The sequence below is a fragment of the Paenibacillus ferrarius genome (assembly GCF_002027705.1).
GTDB classification, from domain to species: Bacteria; Bacillota; Bacilli; order Paenibacillales; family NBRC-103111; genus Paenibacillus_E; species Paenibacillus_E ferrarius.
Genome location: NZ_MBTG01000037.1, coordinates 1 through 14,968, shown reverse-complemented (window position 1 = coordinate 14,968; position 14,968 = coordinate 1). Strand labels below are relative to the sequence as shown.

The following is a 14,968-nucleotide window of genomic DNA, read 5'->3' as shown; positions in this document are numbered from 1 at the left end:
AAACTCGATCTGGACGACCGAAAAAGCTGTCTCAGCCTCCCAAGATAGCCGACAGCTTTTTCTTCTCCCTACTTACCTCGTTCGTTTGGCCATGTACTCTCTAGGCGTCATCCCGAACTTGGCTTTAAACAGTTTATAGAAATAACTTTCGTTCTCCACGCCGACTCGCTGCATGATCTCCTGGATGCTTAGTTTGGAATTCTCCATCCATTCCACCGCTTTATGCAGCTTAACCTGATTAATATATTCCGGTATCGACATCCCCAGATGTATCTTTGATATTTTGCTCAATTTGTAAGCGGGCAACCTCATCATTTCAGAAATGCTTGCGGCCGAAAGAGAAGAATCGAAATAGTTGGAGTCAATGATTTCTTTGACCGTATCGGCTACAACCTGGTTGCCTTGGATCGCTTTTTCTTCGCCCTCGCTATGAATCGATCTAACGGCTTCCAAGAGGAGCTGCTCGAATTGTTCGATCGTTTCCTCCTCATACAACTCCCGGCTCATGAGCCTCGCAGGGACCGCAATCGGTTCCTTGCTCGTACGATTCATTTCAAAAATCGTCTTCTTCAGCTGATGAACGACCTGCATGCTCACTAACATAATGCTGCCATAATCCAGCTTGCGGATCTGCTGAAAGACATCGCGAAGCTTTTCCTCCGTTTTGGCCGCATTCCCTTTGGGAACAGCTTCAATCAACTTGCTCACCATTACCCACACATGCTCAATGTCTACGCTGCCCGTATTGTCGTCGATAAGAGCTTGCGTAATCACCGACTTCGTCCCGAACACATACCGGTATGAGCTGTTAGCCAAGGTGCTGTTATATGCGGCGGCAATCGCTGTATATTCCGTAATGGGACTACTCACCGTCGCGGAAAAGGACACATGATAATGCTTCTGAATATAGCTTTGCGCTTCCACAAGCGCTTGCTTCACGATTTCCACGGATTCAACTTGGCCGTCTGGCGTATTCAATAGAATCGTGAAAGAGTCGTCTTTCATATCCACCGTTTGCGCGACACAGGTTTTCGATAAAGCATCCGTTGTTATATTAGCAATTGCAAAACGTAGAAGCTCCCTCTCCGCCAAGCTTTTGTGGCTCAGAAACCGTTTGTACTCATCGATACGAAGAACACAGATCAGGAATGGTTTATCTTGAGACAAGGATACGTTCAACAATCTAAGCACATCTTCAAATTCGGAGACGTTCATGCTGTAGCTATCCGAGATCAACTTTTTCAAAAAGTAAATCTTCATAATGCTCGTATTATTGTTTTTTTCGAGATGGTATTCATACAACTGCTCTCTCGACTTCCGATACACCTCGGTCAAATAGGAAAACTCGTCTTTCAAGCCGGGCTCCAGGGATCCATCCTTTACCGCGCCGCTCCAAGAGGTTTGTTCCATCAGCCTTCTTACTGGTCTATAAATGCCCTGCGAAGCCGATAGCGTTAAGAGCAGCGCCCCGACAAACACAGCAGCCGTTATGAAGAGAATCGTATCCATGAGCTGTTTCAAATTCGCGTACACTTCTTTATAGGGTTTCGCTTCCAAGAGTGTCCAACCCGTATTTTCCAAATAAATATAGGAAACGATGAACTTCTCGCCATTTATTTTGGACGAAAAGAATCCAGCAGGCTCCCCCGCATGAACACGCTCTTGGGAAACCGTTGTTTCGAAGGCTTGCTTGATCGTAGCAGCGAATGGATTTTCAGCTATCGATCGGTTTGGATCCGTTTCCATGAATTTGTGATGATTGTCTAAAATATATAAATCGCTTTGCGTACGCGAATCAAACTGGTTAATCGTTCGAATGTTGTCGACGAGCCAATCCAGCTTCACATTGAGAATAATGGCACCGTCCATGACACCTTGTTCATCCACATTTTCGAACATGACGTAACTTAGCACAGTTTCATAGGTAGGGCTTTCACTGCTGCCGCCTGTTTGCATTTTCCGCACAATGGCTTTTAACGGAGTGATCGGCGGGTTAGCCGAGAGAACCTTGTCCAGCTCGACATCTTTATGGTACAAATCACCGAAGGTTGAGTAATACATCTTCTTATGATTGTTATAAATATAGACGGATTGAATAAACGGGTAATTGGCGACGATGGTTGCATTCAATTTATTAATTGTATTCATATGATCGTACGTCTCTTCATCGTTCAAATACATCAGAGCTTTCACATCATTACTGCCGTATGTAGAAAAGGTAAGCTTGCGGATCATCGTATCCAAATAATCAATGTTGTACTTCATTTGCGACAGCACTTTTTGGCTGCCCTCATATTCGCTTTGGAAAACATTTTTCTCCACATTCACATAAATAAGGCTGGAAAATGAAAGTAAGATGAGCAGGATAATGCAGTTGATCCATAAAAAAATGCGCAGCAAATACTTTTTTTCCTGAACAATTCGCCAAAGTTTCAAGCCAGTTCCCCCCATATGCCCCAGCTGCTAGCCCATGAATAATTTCACCTTATTATACCGCTTCCAACGGAAACAGTCCCTATTGATTTGCCTCAAAGGGACTTCTTCCTAGCATAACAATAAACAAAAATGCCGTATACTGCTCCTTTTTGCAGCCTCAAAAAAGCACTGTACTTTCCGAAAAAAGCTGGTATAAATAATAGGCGTTCACCCAATAGAGTGAACGCCTACTAGAGGTCGCCTATGTCTTTTACATTTTAGCTATTCAATTAACTGTACATACAAACTATATCCTTCCCATGGGAACAAACGATATTCACCTACCGGTAATGAGCTTGTATCGACTTCATATATTTCGTTAGTGCCGTTTTCAGGAACAATAATTTTTCTTCCATGACCGTCGGAAACTTCTTTGTCAAAATCCTTTGGATATCCGACTGTGCTAGTTAAAACAAAATATACGGTATCATCTCTTTCGGTTTTAAATCTCAGTTTCGTACCAATTTTAACCTTCATATTGTAAGTATAGCTTGGAGATATCATTTCAATTTTGGCAATTGAATTCATCGTATAAGGAGTTACATAGCTCTTATTAAAGTATTGTTTATCAATTGTAGTAATTGAATTTTGTGCAATTGCCAATTTATATTTTCTTCCATAGGGTACTTTTGGTGTAATGATTATTTTATTTCTTTCGATCTTTACATCATCATCTGCTGATAATGGAACAAATGGTTGATTATATGTTGCTACTGTGACTGAAGTTCTTAAATCTTTACCCTCTGCCAATATAATATCGCGATTATAACCAAATTCAATATATTGTTGAGCGGCCCCTACCGTTATTATATTAGGTTCACTAATTAATGCTTTCGTCTGATCATCTAAAATAGTCAGCTGTCTATGATAAGAGGGTATTTCTTTCTCGTCAAAAACTACTACGCCATATCCATATTGTCCATTAAAATAAAATCCACTCGTATCAACGTTGGTTCTAACTCCGGATTTAATACTTTCTTTACGAACAAGCCCTGCTTGAATTCCTGCTTCCAACATTACTTTATCAGATACATTTAATCCACTATTTTTGAACAAATAAACGGTTCCGTTTCTAGTACTGGTAACGTAAACGGATTCACCTACTGTTACTGTTTCAGAAGCTAGTCCTAAGTAATACCAACTTCCGCCTTCTATTGCACCATCATTCTTTGATCCGCCATTATTATTTCCATTGTTTCCACCGCTGTTTCCATCTCCACTACTTCCACCACTTCCACCACTTGAGCCGCCAGCAGATCCCGAACTCTCTTGAGGAACAGAAACTACCTTATCAGAACCACCAATATTAACTTTCACATCACTCGGTACATCACTGCCAAGTGTTACATTTTTCGGTTTTTGTTCCATGGTTATGCCGCTTGAATTCACAACAGCACGATCTATATTTCCTTCGCCTAGAACTTTGGCAGCCGCATTAAGAACAAGGGATAAGATACTCAACTCTTTACTTGTCTCAAGTGTCATTCCTTCCGCGCCTTTACCAACATTCAATTGATTTATGTTACCTGAAGGGATTTGAACAAAAATACTTTTTGCTTCAATATTTACTGTATCAAATTCACCATGAATCATAACTCGCGATTTTTCTGGTAGTTCGTTGCTTAATGTTAACTTGTTAATTGAAGTTCCTTTTTCAGCCTCTACATTTGCGCTTGTCTGAATCGTTATTTCTTGAACACTCGTTTTACCGGTAGCTACTAAACGTACGGTACCATCTAATTTATTAACAATCACTGTGAGTAATACAGAATCTTCCAAATGAACGCTGTGTTCGCCACCACCGTATACATAGGTTTTCCCACGAACAGTAACATTTTTCAAATGGATATCTCCATCACCAACGGCTTTCGTAATGATTAAATCTCCAGCAATATCTACATTTTGAAGTGTAGCCCCTGCTTGATTCAAAATTACACTTCCTTCGAGTGTATCCTTGCCTGTTTTAGGACCGTATGTAGTTGCTTCATCATACCAAGTACCAAAACTATTAAATGCACGGTCTAATAAAGAAACAGCTTCAGCACGTGTTATATCTTTAGCAGGTTTAAAGCTGCCATCCTGGAAACCCTCAATTATTCCTTTTTTGGATACTGCACCAATCGCCTCTCTAGCCCAACTCGAAATAACCGTATCATCTTCATACGCCGATTCTTTATTCTCTCCTTTAAGAGATAGAATTCGACTAATCATGACGGCTGCTTCTTCTCTGGATAGCAACGCATTTGGTTTAAAGGTTGTGTCTTCATAGCCATTAATATATCCAGCCGTCGCTGCTACTTGAACCTCTTTGGCGAACCAATCCGTTGTCTTCACGTCAGAGAAAACAACCGAAGATTTTGATTCATGATATTGAAACATGCGATTCACGAATGTTACCCACTCTGCGCGAGTGAGCCCTCGATCAGGTTCGAATTTGGCATTCTCCGTACCTTGAATAACACCTCGTGTATTCCAAAGGTTTGCTTTTTCACTTACCCAATGTCCAGTTAAATCCGTTAAATGCGATGTCCCCGCAGCTTTTGATTCTGATTTAGAAACATTTTCTGCACTTTTTGTTGTTTCCGCACTGGCAGTTCCCCCAAATAAAGACCCCACTATCATTGTTCCAGCTAAGATACTACTCACATACTTTTTCATTTCTCTCTCTCCTAAACCAAAAATTGTATTGGAAAATATTAACTCGTGTTTATTGTACACTATATCTTACAAGATGCGACATATGTTTCACAAAAACGACATAGTTTTACAAATCAGTAAACAAAAAACGAAAAAAGCTGAAATCCTTAGAATAAGGAAATCCAGCTTTATATGATCACTTTACACGTATCGATCTGCGATCAAACGGTAGTTTCCAGTTACCGCCAATACTTTACTCCCCTTCAAATAAAATTTATCCCCGGCTCTCCATGTGTGGCTCTTTTTGTTTTTTCTGCGCAAATACACATAATTAAAAGGTGACGTGGCAAATGTTTTGTACCCTTTGTTCTTGCATTTCCTCAGAAAGGTAACATCCTCGCCAATGGTAATATCCGAAAAGCGGACCTTTTTTAACACTCGTCTTCTAAATAAAATCGTACCCCCTTGCACAAGTTCCAAATATTTATATTTTTCCTCCGGCGACCTGATGATGAGCTTCTTGGAAGCCGCAAGGTATACAAGACAAGCTTGCTTCCCGACTATGTCACTTTGAGTGCGCCTAAGCGCTTTAACCTGCTCCTGTAAGTAAAACGGTGAGTAATAGTCATCATCATCGAACTTGGCGATTAACGGAAATCTGGTTTTGACAATACCACAGTTTAAACATTGCCCTAATGATATTTTCTCGGGTACCTTGTAAATCGCGACATTGTCATAGTCCCGAGTTTTAGCTCGATATTGCGCCAGACTCATGCTGTCATTATTAAGAATGATGATCAGTTCTTTATTTTTGTATTGCTGTTTTTTATAATTTCTCAAAATATTTTCAAAAAATTGAGGACGATTGGTACATGTGATTATAGAAACGCCATTCGCAGTCGTTGCACTAACCATAAATGCCACCCCTTTCGTTCCCGTCCTTCAAAATATGAAAATGATTATAGGATGGTGTCGGCTAAAAGGAAGAAAATCAGGTTAAGTCATGTCGTTAATTTAGCATATACAGCAAAGAACACCATCACTTCTCCAATGATTATGTAATTCGGTAGAAGGAACATCAGATCCACTGCAAAAAAGATACCTAGCAACCCTAAAAAGAACGCTAAGTGTGGTATCCCTAATCTTTGATGGATGTGTCGATATTTATGGAAAACCAACGAGGTTGAAAAAAAGTAGAGCAATACGGATCCAAAAATAAAATATAACATAAATGAATAATCTAATTGTTTCAGAACTAACAACTGAATCGAAGCTGCGATCATACACAAGGATAAATAAATGAACAAATGACCATAAATGATAGTTTGCCCTGCAGTCTCAATCGTTTTATTCACTTTCTTCTCAACGTTGTCAAAATATTGCCACCACATAGCAATAATTAGTAGAAAAGTTAAGGACGCGAATAAAATAGATTGCCACGTCCAGTAGCTAGACTGCATAACTGCTAATATGCTGACTACTGATTCTCCCAGAAGAATAAGTGTGAACAATGAAAAACGTTCTAATAGATGGTGCGTATTTATTGGGCTTTTCACCAAGTATTTTCGACCAATTAATGGGAGCAATATATCTACAGCAATTCCCGCATACAAGACGGCATAACGAATCCATGAGTCAAAGAATAGCGATGAAGAAGATATCACCAATCCAATCCAAAAGCGACTCCCCAAATAGCGGGCAGTGATCTTTCTATGTGCACCTTCTTTACTATGTATCGAAAGATATTGAATGGCTGTCATAGCTCTTAAACCTACATACCCTATTAAGAATGAGACATAGTTTTGGTCAAAATCAACCGATAGGCTGGCCGTCATGATTAATACAAAAAATAATTGTAGGATCAGAAATATTCGGTGAGATAGGATATCTTGTCCAAACCGATTGACAAAGAGCGATTGCCCTACCCAAGCCCACCAGATCGGAATAAATATTAGGGCGAATTTCATTAAATACTCTACTGGAATTGAACCATTTTCGACATGGGTCAAAACATGACTCGCTTTTGAAACTGCCGCTACAAAAAGCAGATCATAAAATAGTTCCAGCCAAGTAACCTTCTTATCAGCGGATGCTGCATGGTGCTGCAATCCCGATGCTTGGTTATTCATTGTTGGGCTCCTTTGCTTTTGATGTGTTAACGATCCTTGCCCATCTTGTACCAACTTAGCGCTCGTCTTTCTAGCTCCTTAACAAACTCATCTTTACCATCCATATAAGCTTCAATGTCACTTGGGAACTGTTTGGCAAGGCTTTCTTTTAAATCTCCATACTGATTTGCTTCATCGGGATGGGTTCGAAGGTAATCCCTTACAGCCAAATGGCGAGTCATATCTTCCTCATTATCCCCTTGAAACACATGCACTTGATGTGTGCGATGATCTCCGCCTTTGCGGAAATATCTTCTTCCTTTCATGCCAAGCTCGCCCATACATTCGTAGCCAAGTTGTTCTATACGTTCATTAAACGAATCTATTTTTTCAATATCTTTGACTACTGGCATGATATCAATGATGGGTTTGGCTTTTAACCCTGGTACTGAAGTGCTGCCTATATGGTGGATGTCGATTAACTCATCGGCAAAAATATCCTTTAATTTTTGAGATTCCTCGCTAAACTTCTGTTTCCAATTATCGTTGTATTCTGTAACTACAACATTCATCTAATTAACCTCCTTAGGGGATGAAAAAAAGGAGCAGCGGTTAAGCAAGCTCCTTCGTATTGTTTCTCGTAGTTCGTTAGTGTACCGCATTCATCGTCGCATGCTTAACGATAACGCGGCGGATGAAGAATGCCACGGCTAGCCCGATGACGGATACGATCGTCGCGAACAAGAACACGTTCTGGGAACCAAGCATCATGGCTTTAGCCACCTCGACTGGTTCGCTCGGCACAGAAGAGCTGGTCAAATACTTTTCCATACCGCTTGTGAGGATGCTGATTGCGATTGCTGTGCCGATCGCACCTGCAACCTGCTGCAGCGTGTTCATGACTGCCGTTCCGTGTGGGTAAAGTTCTGGCGGCAGTTGATTAAGTCCGTTCGTCTGCGCCGGCATCCATACCATGGAAATACCAATCATGAGACCAATATGCAAGGCCACGATAAAGGCTACCGAAGACGCAACGGTTATGCTGGAAAAGAACCATAACATCACCGCTACGATGGTGAGCCCCGGAATTACAAGCCACTTAGGTCCATACTTATCAAAGAGGCGCCCCATACGCGGCGACAAGATACCATTCAATGCGCTGCCCGGCAGCATCATGAGCCCGGTAGCGAACGCGGATAATTTCATCCCGTTCTGCAGATACATCGGCAAAATAATCATGCTCGATAAAATAATCATCATACACGTCAGCACAAGAAGCAGACCCACGATAAACATCGGGTACTTGAAGACGCGCAAGTTCATCATCGGCTCGCGCATGAACATCTGGCGCAGCGCGAACAAGACAAGTGCGATAAGGCCGATGATGATCGATGCGAGCACGATCGTGCTGCTCCAGCCCCCCTGCCCTTCGCCCGCTTTACTGAAGCCAAAGACTACGCCCCCGAAGCCGATTGATGACAAAATAATAGACAATGGATCAATGCGGGGTCTTGTGACCTCGGTAACGTTATCCAAGTATTTCAATCCGATCAACAGCCCTATGACCAAGAACGGAAGAGACAGCCAGAAAATGTAGTGCCATGTTAAATACTCAATTAAAAGACCAGCCACAGTTGGGCCAGTCGCCGGTGCGAACATGATGACTAGACCAACGAAGCCCATCGCTGCCCCACGCTTTTCCGGAGGATAAACGACGAGAATCGTATTAAACATGAGCGGAATCAGTAACCCCATGCCGGCTGCCTGAAGAACGCGAGCAACCATGAGCATTTCGAAATTGAGAGCAAGCGCTGCAATCAATGTCCCAACAATCGAGCTTGCAAGGGAAACAATGAAAAGCTGCCTAGTTGTCAACCATTGCAGCAGTAAACCTGTCATCGGCATTAGAATACCGAGAGTGAGCAAAAAGCCTGTCGTTAACCACTGGGCAGTCGCGGCCGAAATCTGGAACACGTCCATTAAATTACTTATCGCTATGTTGAGTGCCGTCTCGCTGAACATGCCTACGAAGCCGCAAATGAGCAGCGACGCCATTATAGCCCGTGTATTGTATTGCTTCATATGAATTTCACTTCCCTCTCCTATGAACTATTTTGAATAGTTCTTTATCTATTTGGTTCCCGCTATAAAATACAACAGAGTGTGCACTTATACAAGACCAAAAACAAATTAAATCATTTTCTACCTTTCACTCCTACATGAACTCCTTCCCCTTGATTTAAGTCAATGACCAGCCATACTCCTCCTAATTATAATGAAAATAAACAATCTTATATAGGAGGCTATTTGATGACTACCTCAGTAAAAGAAGTATCGTATCAGCGAAAATCTGCGTTAATTGCTGGTACTTCGCTTATCATCATGGCGCTTGCCTCATTTTTTTCCTACGGCTTTGTCCATGAAACTCTTGTGGTGCAAGGCGATCCCATCGCCACATTCAACAACATCGCGTCATCAAATAACCTTTTCAAAGCTGAAATCTTGGGGTGGGTCATCATCCTGATCTGTGACATCGTGGTCGCCTGGGCTTTCTATATCTTCCTGAAGCCAATTCATCAAAGTCTTTCATTACTTGGTGCATGGCTCCGTCTTACCTACTCGACAATATTAGGAATTGCCATAATGAACTTGATATTGGTGCTGCTTCTCTCGAGACACACCAACGTTTTATCCTCATTCAAAATGGAACAAACGCAATCGCTTATGATGCTATTTCTTGAAGCGTTTGAATCCATTTGGTCTATTGGTTTGATCGTTTTTGGCGGGCACCTGTTGATTGTCGGCTATGTCGTTTTCAAATCAAGCAGCATTCCTAAACTTATCGGCATTGGATTATTGCTTGCTTCAATAGGCTATATGGTCATTCACCTAAGCAAAACGTTTCTTTCACACTATGATGCGGCAATTGCAATGCTTAATCTTGTATTTATGATACCAATGATTATAGGAGAACTGGGCTTTGGGATATGGCTGCTGCTCAGAGGGGGAAAACTCCCCAAACGTACATGACAACCTGCCTAAAAATCACTGGCATTGACCCGCTTCTTAATTCTACTTAACGACTCAGGCGTAATACCAAGATAACTTGCCAATTGGTGCTGAGGCACACGATTGACTAGATGAGGTCTTTTTCGCAATAGCGCTTTGTAGCGTTCTTCTGGTGCAGAAGCAATAAATGAACTCAATTCATCTTGTACCTCACCGAGGTTCTCTTCTACCATCTTGCGTATCATGGTTTCCAATTGTGCGTGTTTGTGAAATATGTCCATTTCGGCATCAAAATCACCAACAACCAATAGACAGTCTTCAAGACAAGTTAAGGTGTACGCAGACGGCTTATTTTGTTGATGACGATTAAAAATCGAGACCGCTTGTTCTTCTGTGTAGAAATTGGTTGTGACTTCTTTTCCCGTTTCATCTATCGAATACTGCCTTACACATCCTTTCAATACGAAATAACATTGATTAGGAACATCTCCTTGTCTAAGGAGCACTGTTCCTTTTTTATATTCCTCAATAAGGATCTCTTCAGCGATAGCCCGTTGTTCCTCATCGTTAAGAGATGTAAATTTCGTCATATACTTGAACAATATGCTTTTCATTTTCCTCTCCTTTCATTTCTAACATTAAGTTAGTAGGGTTAGTCTCATCATATCAGAATCCTCTATGGATAGCATAAATTTAGATGCAAAGAGTCCCAATAGATTCTCTACTGGGACTCTCTGCGGTTCACACTACTTTTACTAGCTGTAAGTTTATATCAATCCAGATTTTTGTAGAAGTCTCTGAACTAGCACGGCAACCTCCGCTTTTGAGATAAAAGCTTTTGGCTCAAGCAGATTGCCGTTCCTGCCAGCAACAATTCCCGCATCCAAGCAATTGGCGATACTCCCCCTCGCCCATTCCGATGCAAGATTGCCGTCGTCAAATTTATTCAGCCATTGTCCGGCTTCTTGCGCCTGAAGGTTACTCCGAAGACCGGTTATTTGCATCGCATTGGCAATCATCATCATGGCCTGTTCTCTGGTAATCTTCTCTTCCGGAGCAAAAGTACCATTTTCAAATCCAGTTACAATGTGGGCATTGAATGCTGTCTTCACATAACCGCTAAACCACGCGCTTGCTTGAACGTCCTTAAACGAGCTCGAGCCATTATCTGCTTTCAGTCCTAACGCCCGAACGATGATAGCTGCAAATTCAGCACGCGTGATGTCTTGATTCGGCGCAAAGTTGCCATCACTTGCTCCACTGATAACCATTCTGGATCCCAAATCGTTGACAACCTCTTTAGCCCAGTGACGCTCGAGATCCTTAAATGCAACTGGATGCCATATGAGTGCGTACGTACTATTGGTCAAGCTGTTCACCTTAGCGAAGTACTTATTGTCAACTACAACAATCCGGGTGGGAACATGACGTACGGTGCCATCAGAATCAATAACAACTCCAGTTGTTATATGTTTGGGATCAACACCATCTGGAATCGCAATTGTCCTTTCCACATATGTGTTGAACTTGGAAACTTCGATGGTTGCATCCCCATAACTAGCTTTTATTATAAAATTGAGCGGTGGTGCAACAGCGGCAAACTCACCTTTTTTAGCTGCATCTTCAACGATTTTCAATGTATCCGCTGTGGGTTTAGAAATGATGATCTGAATCTTAATGTCTTGAAGCGCCACGCTCTTTCCAAACTTCTCAATAATCGCGTTCAGATCGATTTGTTGTGTAGGCAATGTGTAAGAAGCGCTTGCTGTTTGTAGGACAACTACGGCTTGCTTCTGTTCCATACTTTGGATCAGCTGTCCGTCAAACTCTCCGATAACAACATCGGCATCTGTACGTACGGGTATCGTGAGCACGACTGTCTGAGCTTCCGCTGCAAGCTTTGCTGTCAATTTCTTGGGATCAACCGTAATCGACGTCACTGTTTGCCCGTTCACTTCTGTCGTTGTTGCAGTTCCTATCCGTTCGAGCTTGCCATTAACCAACAAGTCAACCTCTGTTGTTGGTTGTGACGGTGCGCTGCCGCCCCCACTGTTGTCTTGGCTTGAAGGGGACCTCGGAGTGACGCCGCTTGAAGCAATGGAAGCCTCACTTTTGCCCGCACTATTAATCGCTTTGACCTTAAACGTATAGGTTGTTCCATTCGACAAACTTGTAAATATAATGGGACTAGAAGTGCCGCTAAGGGAGATATCCCCTGGTAAAGCGATGGCTTCGTACCCTGTTATTTGACTTCCACCATCATATTCAGGTGCTGCAAAGCTTACTGTTGCCTGCCCATTGCCCGCTGATGCCACAATGCCAGTGGGTGCTGCCGGAACCGTCTTAGGCATGGCACTGACCTCGTTGGATGCTGCGCTCTCTCCTCCTGGATTCGATGCTTTCACAATAAAGTAGTAGGTTGTTCCATTACTTAGTCCTGTAACTTCATAGCTGTAAACAGAGCCGCTAACGGTTGTTATTTCTACACCATATGTACCGGCAGCTGTACTCTTAAAAACCTTATATCCCGTTGAACCAATAACGGCATTCCAGTTCAGCCTAACCAGTCCATTTTCAGCTGAAGCTGACAAGATAGAAGGAGTGGATGGTGAGGCAACTTGCGGAATAACGCTTACTTCATTCGATGCTGCGCTCTGCCCACCTGGATTCGATGCTTTGATTACAAAATAATAAGTCATGCCGTTAACCAGCCCCACAGCATCATAGGCATACACTGACCCGCTGACCGTTGCCAATGGCGTACTGTACGAACCTGTCGTAAGGCTATTAAATATGTGATATTCCGTTGAACCGGCTACAGAAGTCCAGCTCAAATTGACATGCCCGTCTCCTGCAATCGCGGATTGCAGCATGGGAACATCAGGTGCAGCCACCTGCGGGATACCGCTAACTTCATTTGAATCGACACTTTCAATACCCCCATGCAAAGATCGAACTATGAAGAAGTACGTCGTGCCGTTCACGAGTCCAGTAATCTTAGAGCTGTACACAGAGCCTCCAACTGTCTCTACAGCAGATCCATAGGAACCAGATACCATAGACTTAAACACCTCGTACCCTTCCATCCCAACAGAATTCCAAGTAATTGTTACATAACCATCCCCTGGTATTGCGGAAACGATCGAAGTAGGATTAATTGCTTTTACGACTTGAGTAAGGGTAAACGTTTCGCCGGCCATATGGTCAGCTGCTACAGTTATGGTTGCGTTGTACGTTCCTACTGCCAAAGCATCAAGCGCTTTTACTGTAAAAGTGGTAGACGGTACTGCGCTGCTCAAAGTCGTTTCACTCGGCTGTACAATTACAAAATCGCTTGCATTCGGACCGCTTAATGCTACCGTCAAGTGAGTCAAATTCCCGGTGCCAGTTCGGGATATCGTAATCGTCTTGGTTTCTTGTATGCCCGCGGCATATCCAGCCGTCAACGCCATGTAAGTCTGGTTATCGATAGCATCTATCGTGAACGTCGGCGCTGCGTCTGTGGTGACTTGTTTCGTTGTATAGACTGTCTTATTTCCCGATTCATCCTTCACAACTACATTAAAATAATAAGCCGAGCTGGCTGTAAGGCCAGTTACATCAAATGTCCCTATATCAGCCGCGTAACTGCCGATTACCGTACCATTGGTTTCAATATTCGCTATTGTATCAAGGTTATTACTGCTGGATTGGTAGACTTGATATTGCAGCATGCCTTGCGCACTAACAGCATCCAACGCCTTTGTCCAATTCAAAGTCACTTCTGTATCCGTGAGTCTCGTTGCTCCAATCGTCCCGTCAGACACGACTGGCGCTGTGACGTCTGCGGTCACAACTTGCTTCATTGTATAGGCAGTTTTATTGCCTGCCTCATCTTTCACGATGACGTTGAAGTAATAGGTCGTGCCTTCCGTTAGTCCCGTCACACTATATGTGCCGACATCCGCTGTGTAGCTGCCGATTGCCGTTCCGTTCGTTTCGATATTCGCTACCGTACTCAGGTTATTGCTGCTGGAACGGTACGCTTGGTACTGTAGGGCGCTTTGCGCGCTGACCGCATCCGTGGCTTTGGTCCAGTTCAATGTTACTCCTGTGCCTGTGATGTTTGAGGTGCTGAGCGTACTATTCGACACTACGGGTGCTGTGACGTCTAGAGTGACAACCTGCTTCGTTGTATAGGCCGTCTTATTACCGGCTTCATCCTTCACGATTACGTTGAAGTAATAGGTCGTGCCTTCCGTTAATCCCGTCACACTATATGTGCCGATATCCGCTGTGTAGCTGCCGATTGCCGTTCCGTTCGTTTCGGTATTCGCTACCGTGCCTAGATTATTGCTGCTGGAGCGGTACACTTGGTACTGCAGGGCGCTTTGCGCGCTGACCGCATCCGTGCCTTTGGTCCAGTTCAATGTTACTCCTGTGCCTGTGATGCCTGAGGTGCTGAGCGTGCCAACAGACANTTGCGCGCTGACCGCATCCGTGCCTTTGGTCCAGTTCAATGTTACTCCTGTGCCTGTGATGCCTGAGGTGCTGAGCGTGCCAACAGACACTACGGGTGCTGTGACGTCTAAGGTGACAACCTGCTTCGTTGTATAAGCCGTCTTATTGCCTGCTTCATCCTTCACGATTACATTGAAGTAATAGGTCGTGCCTTCCGTTAGTCCCGTCACACTATATGTGCCGATATTCGCTGTATAGCTGCCGATTGCCGTTCCGTTCGTTTCGATATTCGCTACCGT

8 protein-coding genes and 2 pseudogenes are annotated in these 14,968 nt (G+C 43.2%); 1 reads left to right on the top strand and 9 read right to left on the bottom strand.

What is annotated here, in order from left to right; translation table 11 throughout:
• Positions 1-72: 72 nt before the first annotated feature.
• The 6 genes from BC351_RS30640 to BC351_RS30615 form a co-directional block, all read right to left on the bottom strand.
• Positions 73-2,436 (bottom strand): helix-turn-helix domain-containing protein, encoded by a 2,364-nt coding sequence (locus tag BC351_RS30640; RefSeq protein WP_158082282.1) that lies wholly within the window; start codon positions 2,434-2,436, stop codon positions 73-75.
• A 261-nt stretch (positions 2,437-2,697) separates the two neighbouring features.
• Complete coding sequence (locus tag BC351_RS30635; protein ID WP_079418211.1) at positions 2,698-5,133, bottom strand: S-layer homology domain-containing protein; 2,436 nt, start codon at positions 5,131-5,133, stop codon at positions 2,698-2,700.
• 180 nt (positions 5,134-5,313) lie between these two features.
• Positions 5,314-6,027 (bottom strand): glycosyltransferase family 2 protein, encoded by a 714-nt coding sequence (locus BC351_RS30630; RefSeq protein ID WP_079418209.1) that lies wholly within the window; start codon positions 6,025-6,027, stop codon positions 5,314-5,316.
• A gap of 86 nt (positions 6,028-6,113) precedes the next feature.
• On the bottom strand, positions 6,114-7,241 hold the full coding sequence (locus tag BC351_RS30625) for a low temperature requirement protein A (RefSeq protein ID WP_079418207.1): 1,128 nt from the start codon (positions 7,239-7,241) through the stop codon (positions 6,114-6,116).
• A 26-nt stretch (positions 7,242-7,267) separates the two neighbouring features.
• Positions 7,268-7,792, bottom strand: coding sequence for a GrpB family protein (locus BC351_RS30620; RefSeq protein WP_079418205.1), 525 nt, complete (start codon positions 7,790-7,792; stop codon positions 7,268-7,270).
• Between the two features lie 76 nt (positions 7,793-7,868).
• The gene (locus tag BC351_RS30615) at positions 7,869-9,302 is read right to left on the bottom strand and encodes a DHA2 family efflux MFS transporter permease subunit (protein ID WP_079418203.1); all 1,434 of its coding nucleotides are present in this window, start codon (positions 9,300-9,302) and stop codon (positions 7,869-7,871) included.
• A 228-nt stretch (positions 9,303-9,530) separates the two neighbouring features.
• Here BC351_RS30615 and BC351_RS30610 point away from each other — a divergent pair, with 228 nt between their 5' ends.
• Complete coding sequence (locus BC351_RS30610) at positions 9,531-10,250, top strand: DUF4386 domain-containing protein (RefSeq protein WP_079418201.1); 720 nt, start codon at positions 9,531-9,533, stop codon at positions 10,248-10,250.
• An 8-nt stretch (positions 10,251-10,258) separates the two neighbouring features.
• On the opposite strand, the gene BC351_RS30605 is transcribed toward BC351_RS30610, so the two are convergent.
• The 3 genes and pseudogenes from BC351_RS30605 to BC351_RS43010 form a co-directional block, all read right to left on the bottom strand.
• Complete coding sequence (locus BC351_RS30605) at positions 10,259-10,843, bottom strand: Crp/Fnr family transcriptional regulator (protein WP_079418199.1); 585 nt, start codon at positions 10,841-10,843, stop codon at positions 10,259-10,261.
• 153 nt (positions 10,844-10,996) lie between these two features.
• Positions 10,997-14,688 (bottom strand): annotated as a pseudogene (locus BC351_RS44455) (fibronectin type III domain-containing protein); the annotation flags it as partial.
• A gap of 1 nt (position 14,689) precedes the next feature.
• Positions 14,690-14,968, bottom strand: a pseudogene (locus BC351_RS43010) (hypothetical protein); the annotation flags it as partial.

Bases quoted from the DNA above. Each gene is read 5' to 3' on its own strand.
- BC351_RS30615 (WP_079418203.1), bottom strand. From the start codon at position 9,302: ATGAAGCAATACAATACACGGGCTATAATGGCGTCGCTGCTCATTTGC.
- BC351_RS30635 (WP_079418211.1), bottom strand. From the start codon at position 5,133: ATGAAAAAGTATGTGAGTAGTATCTTAGCTGGAACAATGATAGTGGGG.
- BC351_RS30610 (WP_079418201.1), top strand. From the start codon at position 9,531: ATGACTACCTCAGTAAAAGAAGTATCGTATCAGCGAAAATCTGCGTTA.
- BC351_RS30625 (WP_079418207.1), bottom strand. From the start codon at position 7,241: ATGAATAACCAAGCATCGGGATTGCAGCACCATGCAGCATCCGCTGAT.
- BC351_RS30620 (WP_079418205.1), bottom strand. From the start codon at position 7,792: ATGAATGTTGTAGTTACAGAATACAACGATAATTGGAAACAGAAGTTT.
- BC351_RS30605 (WP_079418199.1), bottom strand. From the start codon at position 10,843: ATGAAAAGCATATTGTTCAAGTATATGACGAAATTTACATCTCTTAAC.
- BC351_RS30630 (WP_079418209.1), bottom strand. From the start codon at position 6,027: ATGGTTAGTGCAACGACTGCGAATGGCGTTTCTATAATCACATGTACC.